The following is a 23,445-nucleotide window of genomic DNA, read 5'->3' on the forward strand; positions in this document are numbered from 1 at the left end:
ACACACCCGCCGACACGCCCGCAGAGACGGGCCGACCAGGGGAGCAAGAGGTGCCGGAGAACGCCGCAGAGGTCACCGCAGCCGAGATCGCCCGGCTCGCGGGCGTCGGCCGCGCCGCCGTCAGCAACTGGCGCCGCCGCCACGCCGACTTCCCGCGGCCCGTCGGCGGCACGGAGACCAGCCCCTCCTTCGCCCTCGCCGACGTCGAGGGCTGGCTGCGGGCCCAGGGCAAGCTCGCCGAGGTCCCGCTCCGCGAACGCGTCTGGCAGCAGGTGTCCGGCCATCCCGCCGGAGCCGTCGCCGCGCTCGTCCACGCGGGCTGCGCCCTGCTCGTCGTACGCGACCGGCCCACCGACTGGCTGGAGCTGTCCGCCGTCTCCGACGAGCGGATGGCCGACCTGCTGCGCCCCGCCCTGGCCCAGGTGCTCGCCGCCCGCCTCGGCCCCGGCCACCCCCTCGCCGGCCGGGAACCCGGCCCCGAGGACGTGCCGCTGCTGCGCGCCGCCGCCGAACTCGCCGCCGAACTCGGCGCCCGCCAGGCCTTCGAGTTCCTGCTGGGCCGTCACCTCGACGCCAACCCCCGCCAGTACACGCTCACCCCGCCCGGCCCCGCCGAGCTGATGGCCGCCCTCGCCGGCGCCACGGCCACGGGCAACGGCACCGCCGCCGCGCCCCTCACCGTCCTCGACCCCGCCTGCGGCACCGGCGGCCTGCTCCGCGCCGTACGCCACCCCGGGGCCAGGTATGCCCTGTACGCCCAGGACACCGCCCCCGAACTCGCCGCGCTCACCGCCCTGCGGCTCGCCCTGCACGGCGACGCCGACATCCGCGCCGCGGCCGCCGACAGCCTGCGCGCCGACGCCTACCCACAGCTCACCGCCGACGCCGTGCTCTGCCACCCGCCGTTCAACGAGCGCAACTGGGGCCACGACGAACTCGCCTACGACCCCCGCTGGGAGTACGGCTTCCCCGCCCGCACGGAGTCCGAGCTGGCCTGGGTCCAGCACTGCCTCGCCCGCCTCCGCGAGGGCGGCACCGCCGTCCTGCTGATGCCCCCCGCCGCCGCCTCCCGCCGCTCCGGCCGCCGCGTCCGCGCCGACCTGCTGCGCCGCGGCGCCCTGCGCGCCGTCATCGCCCTGCCGGCCGGCGCCGCGCCCCCGTACGGCGTCCCGCTGCACCTCTGGGTGCTCCGCAAGCCCGCCCCCGGCCTCCAGCCGGCCCCCGAACTGCTGCTCGTCGACGCCGCCGGCCTCGCCACCGGACCCGCGGGCGAACCCGCCGGCGGCCGCGACAAGGCCGCCTGGCCCGCCGTGCACGACGCCGTACTGGCCGCCTGGACCGCGTACGAGCAGACCGGCGGCGTCGAGGAGCAGCCGGGCGTCAGCCGCTCGGCCCCCGTCATCGAACTCCTCGACGACGACGTCGACCTCGCCCCCGCCCGCCACCTGCCCCCGCCCGCCGCCGGCGGCGGCCCCGCCGAACTCGCCGCCGTACGCGAGCGGCTGGACGCCACCCTGCAGCGCGCCGCCCGCCTCACCCCCACAGCCGCAGAGCCCGCCGCCCCCGAGGCCCGCCCCCGCCCGGCCGGCTCAGCGGGACCCGCCGCCACCACGCTCGGCGAACTCGCCCGGGCCGGCGCCCTCACCCTGCGCACCGGCACCGCCGGCGCCCCGCCCGGCACCCCCGTCCTCACCGAAGCCGACGTGTACGCGGGCACCGCTCCCTCCGGCACGGCCGCACCCGACCCCGGCGCCGCGGCCGACGAACCGGTGCTCACCGAGCCCGGGGACGTCGTCGTGCCCCTCCTCGGCGGCGGCTCCGTCGCCCGCGTCATCGACGCCGCCACCGCCGGCGCCGCCCTCGGCCGCAACCTCCAGCTGCTGCGGCCCGATCCGGCCGCGCTCGACCCCTGGTTCCTCGCCGGCTTCCTCCGCGGCACCGCCAACACCCGCCAGGCCAGCAGCTACGCCTCCACCGCCACCCGCCTCGACGCCCGCCGCCTCCAGCTGCCCCGGCTGCCCCTTGCCGACCAGCGCCGCTACGGCGAACGCTTCCGCGCCCTCGCCGAGTTCGAGGACGCGCTGCGGCTCGCCGGACGCCTCGGCGAACAGCTCGTCCAGGGCCTGTACGACGGCCTGACAGACGGTTCGTTGACGTGCTCACCGCCCTAAAGGACAGCGATTCCAGCCTGGGCCGTCGGGCCCTTCCGGGGGCTTCCTGTTTCACGGCGCTGTGCGGGCGCAGGGGCCCGTCTTACCGGCGCTCCACAGGCGTTTAGCCTGTCCGCCCGTCCGGCGGCCAGGACGTTGCGTGCGGCGTTGATGTCGCGGTCGTGGACGGTTCCGCATTCCCGGCATGTCCATTCGCGGACGCACAGGGGCTTGGGTCCGTCCTTGATCCCGCAGGCCGAGCAGACCTGGGATGTCGGCTCGAAGCGGCCGATCCTGCCGAAGTACCGGCCATGCTTGGCTGCCTTGTACTCCAGCATGCCGACGAACGCCGACCATCCGGCGTCGTGTACGGACTTGGCCAGGCGGGTGCGGGCGAGGCCGGACACCGCTAGGTCTTCCACGTACACCGCTTGGTTGTCGCGGATGATCTTCGTGGATTCCCTGTGGTGCCAGTCCCGGCGCCGGTCCGCGACGCGGGCGTGCTGCCGTGCGACCTTGATGCGGGCCTTGGCCCGGTTCTTCGACCCCTTGGTCTTGCGGCTGAGGTCCTTCTGCAACCGCTTGAGCTTGCTCTCGGCGCGGCGTAGGAAGCGCGGGGATGCGATCTTCTGTCCGTCGGAGAGGACCGCGAATGCCGAGAGGCCCAGGTCGATGCCGGTCTCAGCGGTCGTCTCGGGGAGGAACTCGGGGGCGGTGTCGACGACGAAGGACGCCCAGTACCGGCCGTCCGCATCCATGGTGACCGTGACCGAGGTCGGCACGGCCGGGAGCCGGCGGGACCAGCGGACCCGCAGGTCGCCGACCTTCGCCACATACAGGCAGCCGTTGTCGCGCAGGGAGAACCCGTTGGCGGTGAGGCGGATCGACTGCCTTCTGTCGCGCTTGGACTTGAAGCGGGGCGGCGCGACCCCGGGTCCCTTGCGCTTGCCGGTGACGGAGGCGAAGAAGTTCCGGTAGGCGGTGTGCAGATCACGGAGCGACTGCACCAGCACGACGGAGGACACCTCGCCCAGCCACACCCGTTCGTCGGTGCGTTTCGCGGCGGTGATGACCTGCTTCTGGAGGTCGGTGTCCTTGATGTACGGCAGTCCCGCCGCGTGGGCTTCCTTACGGACCCGCAGGCCGTCGTTGAAGACCACGCGGGCGCACCCGAACGCCCTGGCCAGCGCGTGGCGCTGGCCAGGCTCGGGGTACAGGCGGAAGTTGTACCGGAGCTGCACGGCCGTGATCCTATTCGCCGCGTCCTGCGGCGGCGCCCCGCTCACGGTGGTGCGGCAGTGCATCGAGCAGCAGCGCCGCCCGCTCCACCTTCGCATTGCGGACCGTTTCGGCTCACCCCACCCTGAAGGACAAGGCTTACGCCAGGCCATCTGGTCACGCCGGGGTGATCAACCCGGCAACGGTTCGGCACAACCCGGACCGACTGTCGGCATCGGTGTATACGCTCTTCACGCGACCCGACGCATCTCCACACGCCCGCCCCGCCCTGTCAGGAGCAGCATGCACGGCCCCGGCTTCCCACAGCAGCACCAGCCGCAGCCCGTCAACCGGCCCTCCGACGGGGCCCTGGTGGGCCTGCGCGTGCTCTTCTGCAGCCTCTCGCTGTTCAGCTGCGGGTTCCTCGCGTGGGCCGCGCCCCTGCGCATCGCCGTCGTCAACGGCAGCCGCCGCAACTGGTCGGTCTTCGCGGGCTGCCTCGCGCTGAACATCCTGGCGCTGGTGGGCATCGCCACCGACTCCACCGACGACCTCAGCACCTGGCACGGCAACCTCGGCATGGTCGTGATGCTGTCCACCGCCGTCGCGGCCCTCGGCTGGTTCCTGTACGCGGACATCACGTACTACGCCAGGCCGGCCGGCAACTGGGCCCCGCCCACCGCCTCCGCGCCGTTCCCCGGCCCGTACCAGGGGCCCCAGCAGGGGTACGGCTACCCGCCGGCCCACCACACGCCCGTGCCGCAGCCGCCGGTCGGCCAGAACCCGGCCCACCAGACCCCGGTCCCGCAGCCGCCGGCGCACCAGACGCCCGTACCCCAGCAGCCCGTACCGCCGCAGCGCCCCCAGAACCACGACATCGGGCAGGTCCGCGCCGAACTGGACGAGCTGAGCGAGCTGCTCCGCCGTGACCAGGAGCGCGACAAGTGACCGGACGCGTCATCGCCGACCGGTACCAGCTCGCCACCGTCCTCGGCCAGGGCGGCATGGGCCAGGTCTGGACGGCGTACGACCAGCGGCTCGACCGCCGCGTCGCGGTCAAGCTGCTCCGCCCCGACAAGGTCAGCGGCGGTGCCGCCGAGGCCGAGGAGATGCGGCGCCGCTTCGTGCGCGAGTGCCGCGTCACCGCCCAGGTCGACCACCCCGGGCTGGTCACCGTCCACGACGCCGGCAGCGACGACCAGGACCTCTACCTCGTCATGCAGTACGTCGAGGGCGCCGACCTCGCCGACCACCTCGCCGAACACGACCCCTACCCCTGGCCGTGGGCCGTCTCCGTCGCCGCGCAGCTGTGCTCGGTGCTCTCCGCCGTCCACGCCGTGCCCATCGTCCACCGCGACCTCAAGCCGCGGAACGTGATGGTCCGCCCCGACGGCACCGTCCTCGTCCTCGACCTCGGCGTGGCCTCCGTCATGGACGCCGACACCACCCGCCTCACCAACACCGGCACCCCCATCGGCAGCCCCGCCTACATGGCGCCCGAGCAGGCCATGGGCGGCGCCGTCGGCCCGTACACCGACCTCTACGCCCTCGGCGTGCTGCTGCACGAACTCCTCAGCGGCGGCGTGCCCTTCTCCGGCACCACCGCCCTCGGCGTCCTGCACCGCCACCTGTACGAGCCCCCGCTCCCGGTCCGCCAGCTCCGCCCCGAGGTGCCGCCCCAGCTGGAGGCCCTCGTGCTGCGGCTGCTGGCCAAGGACCCGCAGCACCGGCCGGCCTCCGCCCAGGAGGTGTACGAGGCCCTCGCACCGCTGCTGCCCTCGCACGGCACGCCCGGCGGCCCGCTCGACCCCACCCGCCCCTTCCTGCGCCCGCACGCGCCCTGGCCCGACCGGGCCGGAGCCGCCCCGGCCGCGCCCGTGGTGCCGCCCCAGCAGGCCCGCGCCGACGTGGCCGGCGCGGTGGAGGAGGTCAAGCGGCTGCTGGACCAGGGCCGGCTGACCCAGGCCGTGGACATCCTGGGCGGCATCCTCCCGGCCGCCGCCGCGCAGCACGGGGAGAGCTCACCCGTCGTCCGCTCCCTGCGCAAGCAGTTCGCGGCCACCCTGATGCACGACGGCCAGTACCGCCGCGCCCTGCCCGAACTCCGGCGGCTCGCCGACGAGTACGCGGCCGAGTCCGGCATCGGCCAGCCGCAGTCGCTGCGCTTCCGGTACGAGGCCGCGCAGTGCCTGGAACAGCTGGGCGAGCCGGCCGCGGCCCTGGCCGAGTACCGGTCGCTGCTGCCGTACTTCGAGAACCAGTACGCCAACTCCGACCGCGAGCTGCCGCTGGAGATCCGCCGCCGGATCGGCCACCTGCTGCTCGCCCTCGGCGACCGGGCGGCGGCCCACGACACCCTGGCCCGCCTCCTCTTCGACGCCGAGCGCCAGCACGGCCCGAACCACCCCTTCCCGGGCGAACTCCGCCGCACCCTCCACTGGCTGGGCCAGGTCCACGGCTGAAGTTCAGCGCGGGTCGGTGGCTCGCGGATGCCCTGTGCTTGCGAAGGTGATTCAGCAGCTCCTGAGGCGGTGGTGCCGGGGTGTCTCCGTGACCGGTCCGGGCGTGGTGCGCATGGTGACCCAGGCGCGGTAGGTGTTCTCACGGGCCTGCTGGGCGAGGCTTTCCCAACCCTTGGCCGCGGCCGCATCTGCGAAGCGGACCTCCCAGTGCCCGTGGGGCGCCGGTGGGGCGGCGCGGTCGCCGCGACCCGCGGTCATGCGAGGTCTCGCGGGTCCGGTACGGGGCCGTAGTCGTGGCCGTGGTCCAGCGTCAGCGCGGCCAGCAGGTCGGGGTCGGAGTAGACCTCGGCGGTGTGCTGCCAGGCGATCAGCATCTGCGCGACGGACGCGCTGTTGCCGAGCGAGTCGGCGGCTCGCATGGTGTCGACCAGTTCGACAGCGAAGGCGTGGAGATCGCGCTCGGGCAGGAAGCGGATCCACGGGAAGGCGTCCGGCAGTATGTCGAGGAGCAGTTCCATGCTGCCGGGCTCGCGGCGCGCCATCGCGGCCAGCATCCTGGTGGCTGCCGAAACCACGGTCTGGTCCTGCTCGGCTCGCGCCGCGGTGGTGAGGACCAGGTCTTCGCCGTCTCTGCGGTGCAGGAGCAGCCTCGGCGATTCCTGGAGCCTGGCCAGCGTTTGCTTGTTCTTGTTCACCAGCTCGGAGAAGTTGACGGCCGCGCTCTCGATGCCCATAACTTTGAAGTTACTTTGAAAGTCTCCCCGGTGTCATCACCCGGAAGAGGGGCGTGCCGGGGCCGGGGGAAACCGGCGCCTTGCAGCCGCCAGCACCAGCAGCAGCGCCCCCGCGCCCCCCACCGCCGCGCCCGCGAGCAGGCCCGGCGGGCGGAACGTGCAGTCCACCACCGTGCCCCGCACCGGCGTGGCCACCAGGCCCAGGTACGAGCCCGCCGGGGCGTCCCCGCAGCGCCAGCCCGCGATGCGCGGAGCGGCCAGCACGGCCGTGCCGGTGCTGCCCGGCGGCAGGTGGGCCCGTACCCCGTCGTCCCGGACCTCCACCCGCACCGCGCCTGTGGCCCGCAGCCGGGCCACCGCGGCCGCGAGGCGGGACCGGTCCAGGCAGCCCACGCTCCACTCGCGCGGCGCCGGCCGGTCGAAGAGCACCCGCGAACCGGGACCCGGGGAGGCGCCCAGCGGCTGCACGGCCGCCTGGTAGCGGGGCCGCCCGCCGATCATCCGCACCGGCTGCCCGGCCGCCAGCCGGACCGTGCCGTTGTAGTCCGGGGCCCACAGGTACACCTCCGTGCCGGGGCGGCACGAGCCGTCCGGGGCCGGGGCCTCGTACACCCGCGCGCCCAGCAGGAGTTCCTGGTTGCGGAAGGGGGACGGGCCGAAGCGGGGGGTGCCGGCGGGGCGGACCGTCACCAGCGGCGGCACGGCCGCCCGGGTCACGCGTACCGGCCCGTCCACCGCGCCCCGCGCCCGCGCGCCGACCGCGAACACCGCGTCCGTCACCGGGTTGTCCAGGCTCTGCAGGCTCCTGCCCCGCGAGGTCCACCCGGCCCCCAGCGCCGCCATCGTGCGGGTCAGCACGGCCGGGGTGTGGCTGCTGTAGTACGCCCCGCCCTCGCCCCCCAGCAGCAGCGGGTCGTTGCCGGACAGCTGCATCCGGCCCGGGTCGGTGCGGTACGCGGGCCAGCCCGAGGCGTCCGACACCGCGCGGAACCGGTCGTCGTGCGGCGCGCCCCAGGCCGGGTAGTCGTCCAGCCGCCCCAGCCGCGCCCGGTCCGCGTACGCGGTGGTCGCGGCGGCCTGTCCGGCCAGCGCCCCCGCCAGCAGCAGCGCGGCCAGCGGCACCGCCCGCCCGCGCCGCGCCAGCAGCAGCGCCCCGCCCGCCGCGAGCAGCCCCGCCCCGAACAGCGAGTGGCTCCAGGCGCCGGCCAGCCCGCTGCCCAGGGCGCCCAGGGCCAGTGCGCCGAGCAGCCCGGCCCCGCCGAGCAGGGCCCGTACGCCCGGCCAGCCGGGGGCCAGCGCCTGCCAGGCCGCGATCACGAGCACCCCCGCCAGCACGAAGGTCTGCCGGTACGGGCTGCCGTTCGGGGTCTGGAAGACGTGCCAGGCCAGGTGCGTCGGCTCCCACTGGAAGGAGAGGGCCACCGCCACCGCCAGCCCCGCCCACCCGCACCGCTCGCGCACCGGCACCGCCCGGTGGAAGCCCAGCGCGGCGGCGGCCAGCAGCGTCCCGGTCCCCACGAACACGGCGGGCGTGAAGAAGTCGTACGTCGCCGGCAGCGCCCGGGCCAGCACGTCGCCCCACCCGGCCGCCCGGAACTCCGACACCCACCCCGGGTACGCGTGCCGCGACCCGAGGAACACCGGTACGAGCACGGGCGCCGCCAGCGCGATCCCCAGCAGCGTGGTCCAGGCGGCCCGTGCCAGGACCCGGGCCCCCTCCCGTACGCCCCCGCTCACGAGCACCAGCCGCACCAGCAGCACCAGCGCGGCGCCCAGGGTCGCCATGTAGGCGGTGTAGAAGTTCGCGGTCCACGCCAGGGCCACCACCAGCGGGCCGAGCACCGGCCGGCGTCCCCGCAGCGCCCACTCGCCCACCAGGCACAGCAGGGGGAAGGCGATCAGGCCGTCCAGCCACATCGGGTTGTACGCGGCCTCGGTGACGGACCACCCGCACAGCGCGTACGAGGCGCCGAGCACCCCGGCGGCCCACCACCGGGGCCCGCCGCGGCGCATGGTCAGCAGCAGCCAGGTCATCGCGGCCGCCGCCACCCCGGTCTTCAGGACGCCGGCCAGGTAGACGGCGAGGTCGATCCGGTCCCGCGGGAAGAGCGCGACCAGCGGGGCGAAGGGGCTGGTCAGGTACGTGCCCAGGTCGGGCAGGAAGCTGGTGCCCCAGCCCGACTGCCAGTTGAGCAGCAGCCCGCCCTCGGCGCGGCCGTGCAGCAGGTCCCACAGGCGGGTGTGGAAGGGGATGAACTGGTTGTTCAGGTCGTTGACGGCGCGGTGGTGCGGGCCGAAGGGGAAGATCCGCGCCACGGCGTCCCCGGCGGTCACGGACAGGGCGGCGATCAGTCCCGCGAGGGCGGCCGCGCGAAGGCTCGTACGGCGGTTGCCGCGGCGGTCGCGGCCCCGGAGGCGGTCCACCCGGCTGTCCCGGCGGCGGTCCCGGCCCGGGCGGTTGCTTCGGTCGGTCTCGTGCATGGTGGGCGTGACGCTGCCAACCCCGTGCGCCGGGCCGGTGAACGCGACGGAACCGCAAGGGAATCGTTGGTCGAATCGGTAGCTCGGATCACCCCGACTGCCTACCATCGATCACCGCAAGGCCTTGTGAACCGAAGCGCCCACCCGTCACCCGACCACCACCCCCCCAACGAGGCGCTCCGCGCCGCCCCTGCCTTCTGGGAGGCTCTCTTGCACCGCCGCACCGCGCTCTCCGTATCCGCCGCCCTGCTCGTCGCGGCCCCCCTGCTGACCGCGTGCGCGGGCGAGGCCCGGCCGGGTACGGCAGCCGTCGTCGGCGGCGAGCGGATCGCCACCTCCGCCCTCCAGGCGCAGGTCAAGGACGTCCGGGCCGCGCAGGACCGGTCGCCGCAGGCCGCCCAGCTGATCGGGGCCTCGGCGGGTCTGGAGCGGGCCAAGCTGAACTCGATGATCCAGAGCCTGGTGCTCCGCAAGGCCGCCGCGGACGCGGGCCTGACGGTCTCCACCAAGGAGATCGAGGACGCCCGCAAGGCCGACGTGCAGCGCACGGGCGGCGAGAAGCAGTTCCAGGAGATGGTCCTCCAGCAGGCCTCGATCGCGCCTGGCCAGATCGACGACGCGATCCGCGACCGGCTGATCGTCAGCAAGCTGACGGACAAGTACGGCCAGGACAGGATCATCGAGCCGATCGCGGCCGCCGCGAAGGCGCTCGGTGTCGAGGTGAACCCCCGCTACGGCAGCTGGGACGCCGCCAAGATCCAGCTGACCGGCGGCAAGACCCCCTGGATCCTCCAGAAGACCACACCCCAGACGGCACCCCAGGGAGCCTGACCACCGGGCGGCGGACGCCCCGGGAGCACCGTCGGAGTGCCCCCGGGCGAGTACCCCCCGCGCGCGGAGGTAGTTTCGAAGGGTGACTGACACCCGTACCGACGCCACCGGCCGCATCGTCCTGCTCACCACCAGCCACCGGGTCGCCCCGGGCCTTCTGTCGTGGTCGGCCTGGGAGACCCTGCGCACCGCCGACCGGGTGCTGTGCGCCGACCCGGGCCACCCGCAGCTCCCGTACCTGCGGGAGGCCGGGATCGCGGTCGAGGGTGCCCGGCCGGACGCCCAGGAGCTGGTCGACGCCTGCGCGGGCGGCCGTACGGTTGTGGTCGTCCCCACGGGCGAGGGCGACCAGCGGCTCACGGACGGGCTGGCCCGGATGGCCGGCTCGGGCCGGTTCGCCATGCCCGACCTGGAGCTGCTGCCGGCCTCCTACGACCTGCCCGGTGCCCGCCTCCTCGACCTGGTGCAGGTGATGGACCGGATCCGGCGCGAGTGCCCCTGGTCCTCCCGGCAGACGCACGCGAGCCTGGCCAAGTACGGCATCGAGGAGGCGTACGAGCTGGTCGAGGCCATCGAGGACGGCGACCGGGACGAGCTGCGGGAGGAGCTGGGCGACGTCCTGCTCCAGGTGGTCTTCCACGCGCGGATCGCCGAGGAGGACCCGGAGGAGCCCTGGTCCGTGGACGACGTGGCCGGCGGCATCGTCGAGAAGCTGATCCACCGCCACCCGCACGTCTTCGGGGACGCGACAGCCGAGACGCCCGAGGAGGTCAAGGCGCACTGGATGCGGACCAAGGCGGTCGAGAAGCAGCGGGAGTCGGTCACGGACGGGATACCGCTGGGCCAGCCGGGCCTCGCGCTGGCGGCGAAGCTCGCGGGGCGGGTGCGCGGCGGCGGCGTCGACGTGGAGTTGCCCAAGGGTGAGGGCGTCGGGTACGAGCTGCTGGCCCTGGCGGCGCGCGCCGAGGCCGAGGGGGTCGATCCGGAGGCCGCGCTGCGTGCGGCGGCCCGGGCCTACCGGGACGCGATCCGTGTCGCCGAGGGCGTCGGCGGGTAGCCCTCAGCGTCAGGTGTGCGTCAGCGTCCCTGCCCGGTACCGCGCGGGGCGCGGCCGGCCGGGTTGTACCAGTGGGTGTCGGGGGTGTTCAGGAACCACTCGCCGAAGCCGAGCGGCCGGCTGCGCGGTCCGCCGGAGGCGGGCACCGCGTCGTAGAAGATCCGCGAGGGGTCCGCGCCGAGCTCCTCCACGAGGTGGGCGGTCTCGTCGATGAAGGCGGGCGGGCCGCTGACGTAGACGTCCTGGTGGGGCCAGAGGCCGCGGTTGCTGAGCGCGGTCGCGAGCCGGTCGGTGGCCTGGTTGCGGTGCTGGCCGGGGGCCGGGGTGATGTACGTGACGGCCAGCCAGGGGCAGTGCCGCCGGAGGTCCTCGATCAGCGGGCGGTCGTACAGGTGCGCCTGGTCGCGCGCGACGACGAAGAGCCGTACGCCGTGTTCCGGCGGGTGGCGGACCAGGTCCTCCAGCATCGCCCGGACCGGGGCCCAGCCGGTGCCGGCCGCGATGAAGCTGACCGGGCGGCCCGCGTCCCGGCGCAGCGTCATGCCCCCTCCCGCGGCGCCCAGCCGCAGCAGCTCCCCCGGCTGGGCCTCGTTCACCAGGTGGGAGCTGAGCCGGCCGCCGTCGATCCGGCTCACGTGCAGGTCGAGGGTGAGGTCGGCGCGGGGCGCGTTGCCGAGGGAGTACGTGCGCCAGGTGGTCGGCACCCGGTCGCTGCTCACGCTGACGTACTGGCCGGGGGAGTAGGGGAGCCGCTGGTGCGGCCGCAGGGTCAGTACGGCGATGTCCCGCCCGTACTGGAGGTGGCGCACGATCTCGGCGTCCCACCACGGCGGGTCCTCGCTGGAGGCGGCGCCGTCCGTCATGGCGTCGGCGATCACCTGGTACGCCTCGCCCCACGCCTTCTCGACCTCCGGCGTCCAGGCCTCGCCGGACGCCTCGGCGAGCGCGGCCAGCAGGCTGGCGCCGACGGCGGTGTAGTGCTCGGGCCCGGCCAGGAACTTGCGGTGGTCCCGGCCGAGGTCACGGAGGTAGGGGAGGAGGTCGGGGTCCTCCAGGTGGGAGACGACGTGCGTCAGCGCGGCGAAGAGGCGGTCCCGCTGCCTTTCCATGTCGGCGAAGGCGGGCGGGAACATCTCCCGGATGCCGGGGTTGTGCCAGAACAGGTGCGAGTAGAAGAACTTGACCGCGTGCTCGGCCCGTCTCTCCACCACCGCGAAGCTGTTTTTCAAGATCCTCACATCCACAGAACCGAAAGTAGGAATGTGAGACTTCCTCAGGTCAAGGTCTGTCCGATCTGCGGACAGCCGCGACGAACCGTGCTATATGGGGTGCCGGCCCGCGCCCGCGACGCGTGGCCGGGTCGCGTGCCGCCTCGGCTCCGCGGCAGGTCGGTGCCCCTGCAGCGCCGGGGGCGTACGGGGCCGGCTACGCCATCTGCGAGACCGGCCGCGTACGCCGTGCGGCGGGCTAGCTCTGGTCCAACAGGTGGTCCGCCTTGCCGGCCTTGATGTCCCGGATGAGCTGCCGGAGCGCTTCGACGCTGTCGGTCAGGGGGGAGTCCTCCGCCCCTGCGACGGCTATGTAGCTGTTGCCGAGCGCGTCGATGCCGATGCGGTAGCAGTTGTTGCCTGCACCGCAGTACGGCTCCTCCCATGCGATGTCGGGTGACATGGCCCGTCCCTTCAGAGTTGTTTGGCGATGCCGTGGATGAAGTCCCGCGACTCCCGCTCGGAGAGCGCCGTCTCGTCCATCCACCGCAGGTGGCTCCGGTACTGGGCGAGCTGAGCCTCTGCGTGGGCGAAGTGCGGGCCGTGCGCGGTGTCGAGCTGGGCGGTGTCCAGTTGCGGTACCGGTCCCTCGGCGTAGAGCAGGGCGTGTCCGGCACCGGGGAAGATGCCGTGCTCGAACGAGATCACGCGCAGGCTGATGTGAGGCTCCTGCCCGCGCTCGATCAGGTACTCCAGCTGCGCCCGGGCCACGGCGCGGCCGCCGAACTGCATCCGGAGAGCCGCCTCGTGGATGTACCCCACGTACGGTGTCGGGTTGTCGCCCGCCAGGACCTGGCCCCGCTCCTGGCGGTGCGCGACCCGCAACTCGACCTCCAGCCGCGACAGCTTCGGCAGGAACGAGTCGAAGATCGCGCGGGCGTAGTCCTCGGTCTGGAGCAGGCCCGGCAGGTGCACGGTCTGGGTGGTGTGCAGGCGGCCGGCGTGCCACTCCAGCTCGGAGATGTCGAGCATGCCTGCAGGCAGCTTGCCCCGGTACTCGTCCCACCAGTGACGCCGGAGCCGGGCGGCCATGGAGACGAGGCCGGCGATGTAGTCCTCGTCGAAGCAGCCGCAGTTGGCGGCCAGTGTCCGCAGGCGCTCCTCGTTGATCGTCCGCGTTCCGGACTCGATGTGGGGGATCTTCGACCGGTCCATGCCCATCAGGGCCGCCGCCTCTTCGGCTGACATGCCGGCCGCCGTCCTGATCCGCCGCACTTCGGCCCCCAGGCGCTGCCGACGGTAGGTCGGGATGGTCCTCGCTGACATCGCGCCCCTTCTCTCGCTCCGGGCAGTCTGCTACCTGACCCCCCGGTGGGTCCATAAATGGCTCATGTGCCAAGAACGCGGCGACACAAGAGCCATAGATGCCCTACAGTCAGTAACGCACCGCTCACGCAAGGGGAGCTGAAGCGCATCGGTGGCGCACGTCCGCGCCCGCCGACAGGCCACGACCCGCCCTGCCAGGGACACATGAGCCCGACCCACCGTGAAGCCATCCGTGCGCGCCGACCTCGCCACACGCCCTCAGTCACGTACGCCGCCGCTGACCACCACGCCACGTACCCAACTCGCGGGAGTTCGCGATGCTCACCCCCTTCCACCCTGCCCCGGCACGTCTCACCGGCTGCCCGGTCGCTCCGCCCGCGCCGCAGAACCCGACCGCACCCCCACCCGACGCGCTGGCCTGCTCCCTCACCCTCCCCGGGGAAGCCCACAGCGCCCGCATCGCCCGCGGCACCGTCCGCCTCGCCCTGCTGACCCACCGGCTGGACGGACTCGTCCCGGCGGCCGAGCAGGTCACCGGCGAGATGGTGGCCGCGGCCTGGCGCCTGAACCCGGGCCGGGACCTCTACCTCTCGCTCCGCTGGCGCGACGACGCGCTCCGCCTCACGGTCTACGACGGCCACGCCCCGCACGAGCACCCCCGCCTGGCCGCCGCCTGCGAGGCGCGCCGCCGCAGCGCGCTCCGCCTCCTGTCGGTGGTGGTCCGGGAGTGCCGTGGCCAATGGGGCTTCGGCGAATCCCGCGAACCGGGCGGCGGCACCCGTACCTGGGCCACCCTCCCCACAACCCCCACCCACACCTACGCCCACCCCGTCCGGCGCGCGTGACGGTCTCCTGCCTGCGGATGGTCGGGCCTCTTTATGCGACAACGCGCATAGTCGCGTCCACGCATGGGCGCCGACGGCGACAGCTCCGTACGGTCGTCCTGACCGGCCCAACACGGCCAGAAGGCAAGCAGCCAGGGGGCTCCACGTGGCACGTGAAGAACTGACGCGGCTCACCGGCAACGGGAACGGCAATGGCAACGGCGGGCCTTGCGGTCAGGGCGACTGCCCGAATGTCTACCGGACCGCGTCCGGCTCGTTCATCGTCCAGGGGGATCGCTCGGACGCTTTCGTCCCGCCCGCGGGGGAGGGCCTCGTGGAGATCCCCGAAGCGGTGCTCAGGGAGGCTGTCCGTGCTCTTGGATGGTGAGGAGTGGGCGGCGAAATTCCGGACTTTTCAGCGAGAAGCCTGGAGGCTCGAAACTCTGCCCCAGTACCTCGTTCCGCAGGAAGCGGAGGGATTCGCCGCCTTCAAGGCGGGGGCCCGCTTCCCAGGGCCGTACGAGGACTCGTGGACGGGCATGGTTCGCAAGCGCGCCGCGACCGGCGGCAGCGTCAGGCGAGTCCACATCCTCACCCGCGGACTGGTGCGCCGACCGGTTCGGCCGGTTCGTCCACCACGCCCCGAACTCCAAGGTCCGGACGCGGCGGCTGATGGTCTCGGTCGTGGAGCGGCTTCAGGGCGCCGGGTTCGCGGTGGACGAGGCGCTCTGGGGGACCGCGGCCGACTGCAACCAGCCCGCCTGTTGCAGCGACGGTCCCTGCTGCTGAGGCGGCGGTGGGCGCCAGGGACGGGGTCGCCGGCTCCGGCCGGGTCACCGTCTTCGAGATGTTCGGGGTCGTCTTCGGGTACGCGACGCACTCGCTCGACGCTCGGGGGCTCGGGGAGGTGGCCGTGGTCGGGCCCCTGACGCCCGGCGTCCACTGGGAGCGGCTGTGGGAGATGGAGCGGGACATGAACCGGGAGGCGGCCCGGCAGGACGAGCACGCCGCGTGGTGGCGCAGGCCTCCCGCGCGTACATCTGCGGGAGCGGACGGATCGTCCAGCTCCGCCGGGAGGAGTGGAAGCTCGCGCCCGGCGGGCGGAGCGTGCGCTTCCCCGGTACGTACTGCAGCCGCGACGAACTGTGGACGGGCGATCTGGTGGTCGAGTGGGTGACGCCCGAACAGGTGGCCCCGCGCACGTCGTCGCCTTACGGTGCGTAGCCCGGCAGCACCGGCCGGCCGGGCCGGCACGGCGCTTTTCGGCACCGCTGGGCGGCACCCGGGGGCTTTCGGGCACCGCCGGCCGGCACCCGGGGGCTTTCCGGCACCACCGGGCGGCTCCCAGGGGCTTCCGGCACCACCGGGCGGCACCTCAACCCCCGGCACCGCCGGAGGCACCCGGCACCTCAACCCCCGGCACCGCCGGAGGCACCCGGCACCTCAACCCCCGGCACCGCCGGAGGCACCCGGCACCCCAACCCCCGGCACCGCCGGAGGCACCCGGCACCACGCGGCGGCCACCTGCCAAGGTGACGGCTAGGGTCGGCCGTATGCACGACCAGGCCGCGCCCGATTCCCCGCCCACCCTCTTCGACTGGCAGTTCGCCACCGATCCGTACCCGGCGTACGCCTGGCTGCGGGAGCACTCGCCCGTGCACCGCACCGCGCTGCCCAGCGGGGTCGAGGCCTGGCTCGTCACCCGGTACGCCGACGCCCGGCAGGCCCTCGCGGACCAGCGGCTCAGCAAGAACCCGGCGCACCACGCGGAGCCGGCGCACGCCAAGGGGAAGACCGGCATCCCCGGCGAGCGCAAGGCCGAGCTGATGACGCACCTCCTCAACATCGACCCGCCGGACCACACCAGGCTGCGCAGGCTGGTCTCGAAGGCGTTCACGCCGCGCCGTGTGGCGGAGTTCACGCCGCGGGTGCAGGAGCTGACCGACCACCTCATCGACGGCTTCGCGGAGAAGGGGGAGGCGGACCTCATCCACGAGTTCGCCTTCCCGCTCCCCATCTACGCCATCTGCGAGATGCTCGGCGTGCCGCGCGAGGACCAGGACGACTTCCGCGACTGGGCCGGGATGATGATCCGCCACGGCGGCGGACCCCGCGGCGGGGTGGCCCGGTCGGTCAAGAAGATGAGGGGCTACCTGGTGGAACTGATCCACCGGAAGCGGGACGACCTGGGCGACGACCTCATCTCGGGACTCATCCGGGCAAGTGACCACGGCGAGCACCTCACTGAGAACGAGGCCGCGGCGATGGCATTCATCCTGCTTTTCGCCGGTTTCGAGACCACTGTCAATCTGATGGGGAATGGGCTGTATTCCCTGTTTCGGAATCCCGCCGAGCGGGCCCGGCTCCAGGACTCGCTCGCGGCCGGCGAGACCGGTCTGCTGGAGACCGGGATCGAGGAGCTGCTGCGCTACGACGGCCCCGTCGAGCTGGCCACCTGGCGGTTCGCCACCGAGCCGCTGACCCTCGGCGGGAAGGACATCGCCGCAGGTGATCCGGTACTCGTGGTGCTCGCCGCGGCCGACCGCGACCCGGCCCGCTTCGACGGGCCCGACACCCTCGACCTCTCCCGGACCGACAACCAGCACCTCGGCTACGGACACGGCATCCACTACTGCCTCGGCGCCCCGCTCGCCCGCCTCGAAGGGCAGACCGCGCTCGCCACCCTGCTGACCCGGCTGCCGGACCTGCGACTTGCCGTCGCCCCGGACGAACTCCGGTGGCGCGGCGGGCTCATCATGCGCGGCCTGCGCACCCTGCCCGTGGAGTTCACCCCCCGCGCCAAACAACGGAATTGAGCATTCCTCACTTTCGTGACCTCAACGTGATCTGCGCATCATCGACTTGTGACATCCGTTCGAACCCCGCTAGGTTCGCCGTCACTTCCTTTGCCGCCACGCGAAAGGTCCACCTCATGCGTTCCGGGAACGGCCGTCACCGGCGCCCCCGTCAGGCCCCTGCGCTCGTCGTCACGGCGGGCGTCACCGGCTCCGCACTGGCGCTGCCGCTGCTCGCCGCCACCAACGCCAGCGCCGCCGACGCCGCCACGTGGGACAAGGTCGCCGAGTGCGAGAGCGGCGGCACCTGGAGTGCCGACCTCAACAACGGCTTCTACGGCGGGCTGCAGTTCACCCAGGAGCTGTGGAAGGAGGCCGGCGGCCAGGAGTACGCCCCGCGCGCCGACCTCGCCAGCCGCTCGCAGCAGATAGCCGTCGCCGAGCGGGTGCTCGCCGAGAAGGGCCCCGGGGCCTGGCCGCTCTGCGCGGCCCCCGCCGGGCTCACCAAGACCGGCCCCAAGGCCGACGTGGACGACGGCCTCGGCAAGCCGAAGCCGGTCACCCCCGCGCCCGTGCGCCCCGACGAGGGCTCAGGCGCCACCGAGGAGGCCGGTACGGGTACGAAGACCCCCGCGCCCCCCGTGACGCGCACTCCGGCACCGCCGACCGCCGGCACCCCCTCGGGCACCGCCACCCCGGGCGCCACCATCACCCCCGGAGCCACCCCCGGCACCGCGACCCCCGGCACCCCCACGGCCCCCGGCACGGGCGCGCCCACCACGCCGGGCGCCACCGGCACCCCGGGCACGCCCGGCGCGACCGACGGGGCCACCCCGGGTGCGACCCCCGGGGCCACCGACGGGTCGGCCACCCCCGGCCCCGGCAGGCACCGCGGCAACGCGGCCGACGAGACGTCAGGGGACGTGTCGGGCGAAACGGACGGAACGGGACGTCACGCCCTGACCCTCGACCCGCTCGCTCCTGACGCCGGGTCGGGTACCGGTGTCACTCCCGAGGGCGCCGGGGAGTCCACGTACATCGTCAAGTCCGGCGACAGCCTCTCCGGCATCGCGGACGCGAAGGGCCTCAAGGGTGGCTGGGCCGCGCTGTACAAGGCCAACGAGCAGGTCATCGGCGATGACGCGGACCTCATCAAGCCCGGTCAGAACCTCGACCTAAGCCAGAACTAGGGGCACTTCGGGCATCCGTTAAAGCGGGCAATGTCCGGATTCGTGTAAGTCTGGCGTCAGTGAGACATGAGTCTCAGGCCGTCAACTGGCGTGTCCCGCCCGGAAGCTCGGCTACCGCCCCTTCTCACCTGCGCAAACGCCGGTTCCCGGTGCGCAAGTACGGGCCGTTTCTCCCCGATGTCCTGCCTTGAACATCGGGGAGCGGTCTGTCTACGGTCTGAACCGCTCGCCACCGCGGGCTCCTTCGACCGCATCGCCGAGTCCTGCCGGCGGACGGGGGAAACAGTCGTCGCGCAAGCGCCGAAGGCAGGAGCGGGGGACCCAAGGTTTGTGCCGGGCCCGGCCGTTGAAAGACGGTCACGGAACGGCTTGGGGTGAAGCCACGCGCTAGGACGCGAGGCCGGGCAACTCACTACGCCCGAACCCGACAGCTCACCTCGTAGGCGTCGGTGAGGAGAAGCCTCCAATGCTGCTTTCCAAGGGCAAGCACCGCCGTGCGTCCAAGGCCACCCGCATCGTCACCCTCGTCGGCGTGACCGGCGCGGCCGTCGCCGCCCCGCTGATGGTCGCGGGCACCGCCAGCGCCGCCACCGCCTCCGAGTGGGACCGCGTCGCGCAGTGCGAGTCCGGTGGCAACTGGTCCATCAACACCGGCAACGGCTACTACGGCGGCCTGCAGTTCTCCCCCTCCACCTGGGCTGCGTACGGCGGCACCGCCTACGCCCCGCAGGCCAACCAGGCCAGCAAGTCCCAGCAGATAGCCATCGCCGAGAAGGTGCTGGCCGGTCAGGGCAAGGGCGCCTGGCCGAGCTGCGGTGTCGGCCTCTCCGGCGCCAAGTACAGCGGCGGCGGCTCGGGCGAGTCCGCCCCGGTCAAGAAGAAGGCCAAGAAGAAGACGACGGAGACCCGCACGCAGCAGGCTCCGACCACCCGCTCCGAGCGCACCACCGCCGCCCCGAAGCCCGCGGCCCCGGCCACCGGCTTCAAGAAGGGCAACGGCTCCTACGAGGTGAAGGCCGGCGACACCCTCGGCACCATCGCCGACGCCCAGAACGTCAAGGGCGGCTGGGAGAAGCTCTTCGAGCTCAACAAGGACATCGTCACCGATGCCGACCTGATCTACCCGGGCCAGATGCTGAAGCTCTCCTGAACGGCTCCGGTACGGGAGTAGTCCCGGCCCGGCAGTAGCCACGCCCGCCCGGCGCGTCCTCCCCCCGATGCGCCGGGCGGGCGTTCCCCTTTCTCCGGCCGCCGACCCTCCGGAGAACCCCTCTGCCCTCTGGCACCCGACCCTCCGGTAACCCCCTCCGGGAGCCCCTTTGGGAGCCCCTGTGCTCGTTTGATCAGGGGTCTATGTCCTGGAAGACGGGTATTCGGTCCCTTTTTCGTCCCAGGACCCGGGCGGTCGAGCGGCCGACGCCCCCGACGGGGTTAGGCTCTAGGCGGCGAGGGCCGGTCCCACGGCCCCCCACGCCACCGCACATCTAGCGTCACATCCCAGAAGGAGATGCTCGTGCCGTCCATCGACGTCGTCGTAGCCCGGGAAATCCTGGACTCCCGAGGCAACCCCACGGTCGAGGTCGAGGTGGGCCTCGACGACGGCAGCACCGGCCGTGCTGCCGTTCCGTCCGGCGCCTCCACCGGTGCCTTCGAGGCCATCGAGCTCCGTGACGGTGACCCCAACCGCTACATGGGCAAGGGTGTCGAGAAGGCCGTCCTGGCCGTCATCGAGCAGATCGGCCCGGAGCTCGTCGGCTACGACGCCACCGAGCAGCGCCTGATCGACCAGGCCATGTTCGACCTGGACGCCACCGACAACAAGGGCTCCCTCGGCGCCAACGCCATCCTGGGCGTCTCCCTGGCCGTGGCCCACGCCGCGTCCGAGGCCTCGGACCTGCCGCTGTTCCGCTACCTCGGCGGCCCGAACGCGCACCTGCTGCCCGTTCCGATGATGAACATCCTCAACGGTGGCTCGCACGCCGACTCCAACGTCGACATCCAGGAGTTCATGATCGCGCCGATCGGCGCCGAGTCCTTCTCCGAGGCCCTCCGCTGGGGTGCCGAGGTCTACCACACCCTCAAGAAGGTCCTGCACTCCAAGGGCCTCTCCACCGGCCTGGGCGACGAGGGCGGCTTCGCCCCGAACCTGGAGTCGAACCGCGCCGCGCTCGACCTCATCGTCGAGGCCATCAAGCAGGCCGGCTACACCCCGGGCAAGGACATCGCGCTCGCGCTCGACGTCGCCGCGTCCGAGTTCTACAAGGACGGCAAGTACGAGTTCGAGGGCCAGTCCCGCTCGGCCGCCGAGATGACCGAGTACTACGAGGGCCTCGTCGACGCCTACCCGCTGGTCTCCATCGAGGACCCGCTGTTCGAGGACGACTGGGCCGGCTGGAAGGTCATCACCGACAAGCTGGGCTCCCGCGTCCAGATCGTCGGCGACGACCTGTTCGTCACCAACCCCGAGCGCCTCGCCCGCGGCATCGAGGAGGGCTCGGCCAACGCCCTGCTCGTGAAGGTGAACCAGATCGGTTCGCTCACCGAGACCCTCGACGCCGTCGAGATGGCCCAGCGCAACGGCTTCAAGTGCATGATGTCGCACCGCTCCGGCGAGACCGAGGACGTCACCATCGCCGACCTCGCCGTCGCCGTGAACTGCGGTCAGATCAAGACCGGCGCCCCGGCCCGCTCGGACCGCGTCGCCAAGTACAACCAGCTGCTGCGCATCGAGGAGATCCTCGACGACGCGGCGGTGTACGCGGGCCGCAGCGCGTTCCCGCGCTTCAAGGGCTGACCCGGCCGAACCGGCTGACAGCGCCCTGAGCCTCCGTACGTCCCCGCACTCGGTCCCGTACCGTGTGCGGGGACGTACGTGCTTATCAGGGGAGGCGGGACATGGCCGGGAACCGGGATCGGTTCTCCACCGCGACCAGGCTGAAGGCGCTCGGCGAGCGGACCGCGGCCCACGTCTACCGCTCCCAGTCCCGCCGGCAGGTCCGGCGCAGCCGCCTCACCGGCCGCGCGGCGCTGCTCGTGCTCGTCCTCTGTACCCTGGTCGTCGCCCTCGCGTATCCGATGCGCCAGTACGTATCCCAGCGCTCGGAGATCGCGGAGCAGCAGCGGGAGGCCGACCGGGCGCGGCAGCGCCTGGAGGAACTCCGCGACGAGAAGGCACGCTGGCAGGACCCGGCGTACGTCGAGCAGCAGGCCCGCCGGCACCTGCACTACGTCCGGCCCGGGGAGATCGGCTACACCGTGATCGACCCGGAGGCCGAGGAGCGGCGCAGCGCAGACGAGGGCGCGGCCGACCGACCCTGGTACTCCAACGTCTGGGACGGCGTCGACAAGGCCGACCGCCCGGACGAGGATTGACGCGCCGCCCGACTGACGCACCGCCCACTGACGCACCGTCCCACCGACGTACAGCCCGACTGACGTACCGCCCACAACAGCACACGAACGAAGAGACGCATCCCAGGCATGGACACGCCCCCGCCCCAGACCGACCGGACCGAGCCCACGGACGCGGACGTCGCCGCGTTCAAGGAGCAGCTGGGCCGCCCGCCGCGCGGTCTGCGCGCCATCGCCCACCGCTGCCCCTGCGGTCAGCCCGACGTGGTCGAGACGGCTCCGCGGCTGCCCGACGGCACGCCGTTCCCGACGCTGTACTACCTGACCTGCCCGCGCGCCGCCTCCGCCATCGGCACCCTGGAGGCCAACGGCGTGATGAAGGAGATGCAGGCCCGGCTCGGCACCGACCCGGAGCTGGCCGCCGCCTACCGCGCCGCGCACGAGGACTACATCGCGCGCCGCGACGCGATCGACGTGCTGGAGGGCTTCCCGAGCGCCGGCGGCATGCCCGACCGCGTGAAGTGCCTGCACGTGCTGGTCGGCCACTCGCTGGCAGCCGGCCCCGGCGTGAACCCGCTGGGCGACGAGGCGATCGCGATGCTGCCCGAGTGGTGGGCGAAGGGTCCCTGCGTGACCCCTTGCACCGAGAAGGACGAGACGGGCGAGCAGGACGAGAAGGAGGAGTCCGCATGACCCGCGTGGCGGCGATCGACTGCGGTACGAACTCCATCCGCCTGCTGGTCGCGGACTGCGACCGGGAGACCGGCGAACTGACCGAGCTGGACCGCCGGATGGTCATCGTCCGGCTGGGCCAGGGCGTCGACAAGACCGGCCGCCTGGCGCCGGAGGCGCTGGAGCGGACCTTCGCGGCCTGCCGCGAGTACGCGGCCGTCATCAAGGAGCTGGGCGCCGAGCGGATCCGCTTCGTGGCCACCTCGGCCTCGCGCGACGCGGAGAACCGCGACGAGTTCGTGGCCGGTGTGCTGGGGATCCTGGGCGTCGAGCCCGAGGTGATCACCGGTGACCAGGAGGCGGAGTTCTCCTTCACCGGCGCGACCAAGGAGCTGGCCGCCCGTCCCGACCTGGCGAAGCCGTACCTGGTGGTGGACATCGGCGGCGGCTCGACGGAGTTCGTGGTCGGCGAGGAGCACGTGCGCGCCGCCCGCTCCGTGGACGTCGGCTGCGTCCGGATGACCGAGCGCCACCTGGTCCACGACGGCGAGATCACCGACCCGCCCACGGAGGCCCAGGTGGCCGCCATGCGGGCGGACATCGAGGCCGCGCTGGACCTGGCCGCCGAGACCGTCCCGCTGGCCGAGGCCCGTACGCTGGTCGGCCTGGCCGGCTCGGTGACCACCGTCGCCGGCATCGCGCTGGGGCTGGCGGAGTACGACTCCGAGGCGATCCACCACGCGGTGGTCTCCTACGAGCAGGTTCGAGAGATCTGCGAGCGGATGATCGGCTCGACGCACGCCGAGCGCGCCGCGATCGGCGTCATGCACCCCGGCCGGGTGGACGTCATCGCCGCGGGGAGCCTGGTGCTGCTGGCCGTCATGGAGCGCGTGGGCGCCTCCGAGGTCGTGGTGAGCGAACACGACATTCTGGACGGTATCGCCTTCTCGATCGCCTAGGCCGGGGGCCCTTCGGCCTCCCGTCCACACGAACTTCGTGAAGTTCTTCACAAGGAAAAAGGGCCTGTTGGCCGCCGGGAAAGGCCCTTCGCGGGGTGTCGGCGGCCGACAGGCCCGTTTCGTGTGATGTGCAGCGGCTGCGGGATCCGTATCGGATGTATCGACGAATCCCGTGGTCCAGTCCTCC

At 73.0% G+C, this 23,445-nt stretch carries 23 protein-coding genes and 1 riboswitch; of the genes, 16 read left to right on the top strand and 7 right to left on the bottom strand.

Features of this window, described 5'->3' with window-relative positions:
- Positions 1-50 precede the first annotated feature (50 nt).
- The gene (locus ACIF6F_RS23990; RefSeq protein WP_399949936.1) at positions 51-2,171 is read left to right on the top strand and encodes an N-6 DNA methylase; all 2,121 of its coding nucleotides are present in this window, start codon (positions 51-53) and stop codon (positions 2,169-2,171) included.
- Here ACIF6F_RS23990 and ACIF6F_RS23995 read toward each other — a convergent pair.
- Positions 2,168-3,391: an RNA-guided endonuclease InsQ/TnpB family protein gene (locus ACIF6F_RS23995; RefSeq protein ID WP_399949939.1), complete on the bottom strand. Its 1,224-nt coding sequence runs from the start codon at positions 3,389-3,391 to the stop codon at positions 2,168-2,170. The two genes, ACIF6F_RS23990 and ACIF6F_RS23995, sit on opposite strands and share 4 nt — an antisense overlap.
- 280 nt (positions 3,392-3,671) lie before the next feature.
- Here ACIF6F_RS23995 and ACIF6F_RS24000 point away from each other — a divergent pair, with 280 nt between their 5' ends.
- Both ACIF6F_RS24000 and ACIF6F_RS24005 read left to right on the top strand, forming a co-directional pair.
- Positions 3,672-4,316, top strand: a complete 645-nt coding sequence (locus ACIF6F_RS24000) for a hypothetical protein (RefSeq protein WP_399949942.1) — start codon at positions 3,672-3,674, stop codon at positions 4,314-4,316.
- Entirely contained in the window at positions 4,313-5,830 is a 1,518-nt protein-coding gene (locus ACIF6F_RS24005) for a protein kinase (protein WP_399949945.1), read from the top strand. Before ACIF6F_RS24000 ends, ACIF6F_RS24005 begins: the two co-directional genes overlap by 4 nt.
- Positions 5,831-5,881: 51 nt before the next feature.
- On the opposite strand, the gene ACIF6F_RS24010 is transcribed toward ACIF6F_RS24005, so the two are convergent.
- The 3 genes from ACIF6F_RS24010 to ACIF6F_RS24020 are packed head-to-tail and all read right to left on the bottom strand — an operon-like array spanning position 5,882 to position 9,045.
- Entirely contained in the window at positions 5,882-6,088 is a 207-nt protein-coding gene (locus tag ACIF6F_RS24010; RefSeq protein ID WP_399949948.1) for a hypothetical protein, read from the bottom strand.
- Positions 6,085-6,564 (bottom strand): hypothetical protein, encoded by a 480-nt coding sequence (locus tag ACIF6F_RS24015; RefSeq protein WP_399949951.1) that lies wholly within the window; start codon positions 6,562-6,564, stop codon positions 6,085-6,087. Before ACIF6F_RS24015 ends, ACIF6F_RS24010 begins: the two co-directional genes overlap by 4 nt.
- Before the next feature lie 36 nt (positions 6,565-6,600).
- The gene (locus ACIF6F_RS24020; protein ID WP_399949955.1) at positions 6,601-9,045 is read right to left on the bottom strand and encodes a YfhO family protein; all 2,445 of its coding nucleotides are present in this window, start codon (positions 9,043-9,045) and stop codon (positions 6,601-6,603) included.
- 210 nt (positions 9,046-9,255) lie between these two features.
- Between ACIF6F_RS24020 and ACIF6F_RS24025 the strand changes: the two genes are divergently transcribed.
- Positions 9,256-9,876: a SurA N-terminal domain-containing protein gene (locus tag ACIF6F_RS24025; protein WP_399949958.1), complete on the top strand. Its 621-nt coding sequence runs from the start codon at positions 9,256-9,258 to the stop codon at positions 9,874-9,876.
- A gap of 82 nt (positions 9,877-9,958) precedes the next feature.
- Positions 9,959-10,933 (top strand): nucleoside triphosphate pyrophosphohydrolase, encoded by a 975-nt coding sequence (locus ACIF6F_RS24030; RefSeq protein ID WP_399949961.1) that lies wholly within the window; start codon positions 9,959-9,961, stop codon positions 10,931-10,933.
- A gap of 20 nt (positions 10,934-10,953) precedes the next feature.
- On the opposite strand, the gene ACIF6F_RS24035 is transcribed toward ACIF6F_RS24030, so the two are convergent.
- The 3 genes from ACIF6F_RS24035 to ACIF6F_RS24045 all read right to left on the bottom strand — a co-directional run bounded on the left by ACIF6F_RS24035 (position 10,954) and on the right by ACIF6F_RS24045 (position 13,467).
- Positions 10,954-12,171, bottom strand: coding sequence for a globin domain-containing protein (locus ACIF6F_RS24035; protein ID WP_399949964.1), 1,218 nt, complete (start codon positions 12,169-12,171; stop codon positions 10,954-10,956).
- A 229-nt stretch (positions 12,172-12,400) separates the two neighbouring features.
- Positions 12,401-12,604: a hypothetical protein gene (locus tag ACIF6F_RS24040; protein ID WP_399949966.1), complete on the bottom strand. Its 204-nt coding sequence runs from the start codon at positions 12,602-12,604 to the stop codon at positions 12,401-12,403.
- A gap of 11 nt (positions 12,605-12,615) precedes the next feature.
- Complete coding sequence (locus tag ACIF6F_RS24045; protein ID WP_399949968.1) at positions 12,616-13,467, bottom strand: helix-turn-helix domain-containing protein; 852 nt, start codon at positions 13,465-13,467, stop codon at positions 12,616-12,618.
- Between the two features lie 317 nt (positions 13,468-13,784).
- On the opposite strand from ACIF6F_RS24045, the gene ACIF6F_RS24050 reads away from it, so the two are divergent.
- From ACIF6F_RS24050 to ACIF6F_RS24100, 11 genes are all read left to right on the top strand, one after another.
- Positions 13,785-14,312, top strand: coding sequence for an ATP-binding protein (locus ACIF6F_RS24050; protein ID WP_399949970.1), 528 nt, complete (start codon positions 13,785-13,787; stop codon positions 14,310-14,312).
- Between the two features lie 145 nt (positions 14,313-14,457).
- Positions 14,458-14,679: a hypothetical protein gene (locus ACIF6F_RS24055; RefSeq protein ID WP_399949973.1), complete on the top strand. Its 222-nt coding sequence runs from the start codon at positions 14,458-14,460 to the stop codon at positions 14,677-14,679.
- Positions 14,663-15,220: a DUF6879 family protein gene (locus tag ACIF6F_RS24060; protein WP_399949976.1), complete on the top strand. Its 558-nt coding sequence runs from the start codon at positions 14,663-14,665 to the stop codon at positions 15,218-15,220. The genes ACIF6F_RS24055 and ACIF6F_RS24060 overlap by 17 nt, the downstream gene beginning before the upstream one ends.
- A gap of 82 nt (positions 15,221-15,302) precedes the next feature.
- On the top strand, positions 15,303-15,515 hold the full coding sequence (locus tag ACIF6F_RS24065) for a hypothetical protein (RefSeq protein ID WP_399949978.1): 213 nt from the start codon (positions 15,303-15,305) through the stop codon (positions 15,513-15,515).
- A 329-nt stretch (positions 15,516-15,844) separates the two neighbouring features.
- Entirely contained in the window at positions 15,845-17,107 is a 1,263-nt protein-coding gene (locus ACIF6F_RS24070) for a cytochrome P450 (RefSeq protein WP_399949981.1), read from the top strand.
- A 116-nt stretch (positions 17,108-17,223) separates the two neighbouring features.
- Positions 17,224-18,276, top strand: a complete 1,053-nt coding sequence (locus tag ACIF6F_RS24075) for a transglycosylase family protein (protein WP_399949984.1) — start codon at positions 17,224-17,226, stop codon at positions 18,274-18,276.
- Positions 18,277-18,564: 288 nt separating this feature from the next.
- Positions 18,565-18,737: riboswitch (cyclic di-AMP (ydaO/yuaA leader) on the top strand.
- A gap of 5 nt (positions 18,738-18,742) precedes the next feature.
- The gene (locus ACIF6F_RS24080; protein ID WP_399949987.1) at positions 18,743-19,426 is read left to right on the top strand and encodes a transglycosylase family protein; all 684 of its coding nucleotides are present in this window, start codon (positions 18,743-18,745) and stop codon (positions 19,424-19,426) included.
- Between the two features lie 357 nt (positions 19,427-19,783).
- Positions 19,784-21,070: a phosphopyruvate hydratase gene (gene eno, locus ACIF6F_RS24085; RefSeq protein ID WP_399949990.1), complete on the top strand. Its 1,287-nt coding sequence runs from the start codon at positions 19,784-19,786 to the stop codon at positions 21,068-21,070.
- A 101-nt stretch (positions 21,071-21,171) separates the two neighbouring features.
- Positions 21,172-21,648 (top strand): septum formation initiator family protein, encoded by a 477-nt coding sequence (locus ACIF6F_RS24090; RefSeq protein WP_399949993.1) that lies wholly within the window; start codon positions 21,172-21,174, stop codon positions 21,646-21,648.
- Positions 21,649-21,756: 108 nt separating this feature from the next.
- On the top strand, positions 21,757-22,320 hold the full coding sequence (locus tag ACIF6F_RS24095; RefSeq protein ID WP_399949996.1) for a DUF501 domain-containing protein: 564 nt from the start codon (positions 21,757-21,759) through the stop codon (positions 22,318-22,320).
- A complete protein-coding gene (locus tag ACIF6F_RS24100; RefSeq protein WP_399949999.1) occupies positions 22,317-23,258 on the top strand; it encodes an exopolyphosphatase in 942 nt (313 codons plus the stop codon). Before ACIF6F_RS24095 ends, ACIF6F_RS24100 begins: the two co-directional genes overlap by 4 nt.
- The last annotated feature ends 187 nt before the right edge of the window (positions 23,259-23,445 follow it).

It is taken from the genome of Streptomyces sp. NPDC086023 (assembly GCF_044540325.1).
Classification (GTDB): domain Bacteria; phylum Actinomycetota; class Actinomycetes; order Streptomycetales; family Streptomycetaceae; genus Streptomyces.

Excerpts from the sequence above, each read along its gene's own strand:
- ACIF6F_RS24000 (WP_399949942.1), top strand. The coding sequence starts at position 3,672 with ATGCACGGCCCCGGCTTCCCACAGCAGCACCAGCCGCAGCCCGTCAAC.
- ACIF6F_RS24050 (WP_399949970.1), top strand. The coding sequence starts at position 13,785 with ATGCTCACCCCCTTCCACCCTGCCCCGGCACGTCTCACCGGCTGCCCG.
- ACIF6F_RS24010 (WP_399949948.1), bottom strand. The coding sequence starts at position 6,088 with ATGACCGCGGGTCGCGGCGACCGCGCCGCCCCACCGGCGCCCCACGGG.
- ACIF6F_RS24070 (WP_399949981.1), top strand. The coding sequence starts at position 15,845 with ATGCACGACCAGGCCGCGCCCGATTCCCCGCCCACCCTCTTCGACTGG.
- ACIF6F_RS24095 (WP_399949996.1), top strand. The coding sequence starts at position 21,757 with ATGGACACGCCCCCGCCCCAGACCGACCGGACCGAGCCCACGGACGCG.
- ACIF6F_RS24020 (WP_399949955.1), bottom strand. The coding sequence starts at position 9,045 with ATGCACGAGACCGACCGAAGCAACCGCCCGGGCCGGGACCGCCGCCGG.
- ACIF6F_RS24040 (WP_399949966.1), bottom strand. The coding sequence starts at position 12,604 with ATGTCACCCGACATCGCATGGGAGGAGCCGTACTGCGGTGCAGGCAAC.
- ACIF6F_RS24015 (WP_399949951.1), bottom strand. The coding sequence starts at position 6,564 with ATGGGCATCGAGAGCGCGGCCGTCAACTTCTCCGAGCTGGTGAACAAG.
- ACIF6F_RS24045 (WP_399949968.1), bottom strand. The coding sequence starts at position 13,467 with ATGTCAGCGAGGACCATCCCGACCTACCGTCGGCAGCGCCTGGGGGCC.
- ACIF6F_RS24100 (WP_399949999.1), top strand. The coding sequence starts at position 22,317 with ATGACCCGCGTGGCGGCGATCGACTGCGGTACGAACTCCATCCGCCTG.
- eno (WP_399949990.1), top strand. The coding sequence starts at position 19,784 with ATGCTCGTGCCGTCCATCGACGTCGTCGTAGCCCGGGAAATCCTGGAC.
- ACIF6F_RS24090 (WP_399949993.1), top strand. The coding sequence starts at position 21,172 with ATGGCCGGGAACCGGGATCGGTTCTCCACCGCGACCAGGCTGAAGGCG.
- ACIF6F_RS24075 (WP_399949984.1), top strand. The coding sequence starts at position 17,224 with ATGCGTTCCGGGAACGGCCGTCACCGGCGCCCCCGTCAGGCCCCTGCG.
- ACIF6F_RS24080 (WP_399949987.1), top strand. The coding sequence starts at position 18,743 with ATGCTGCTTTCCAAGGGCAAGCACCGCCGTGCGTCCAAGGCCACCCGC.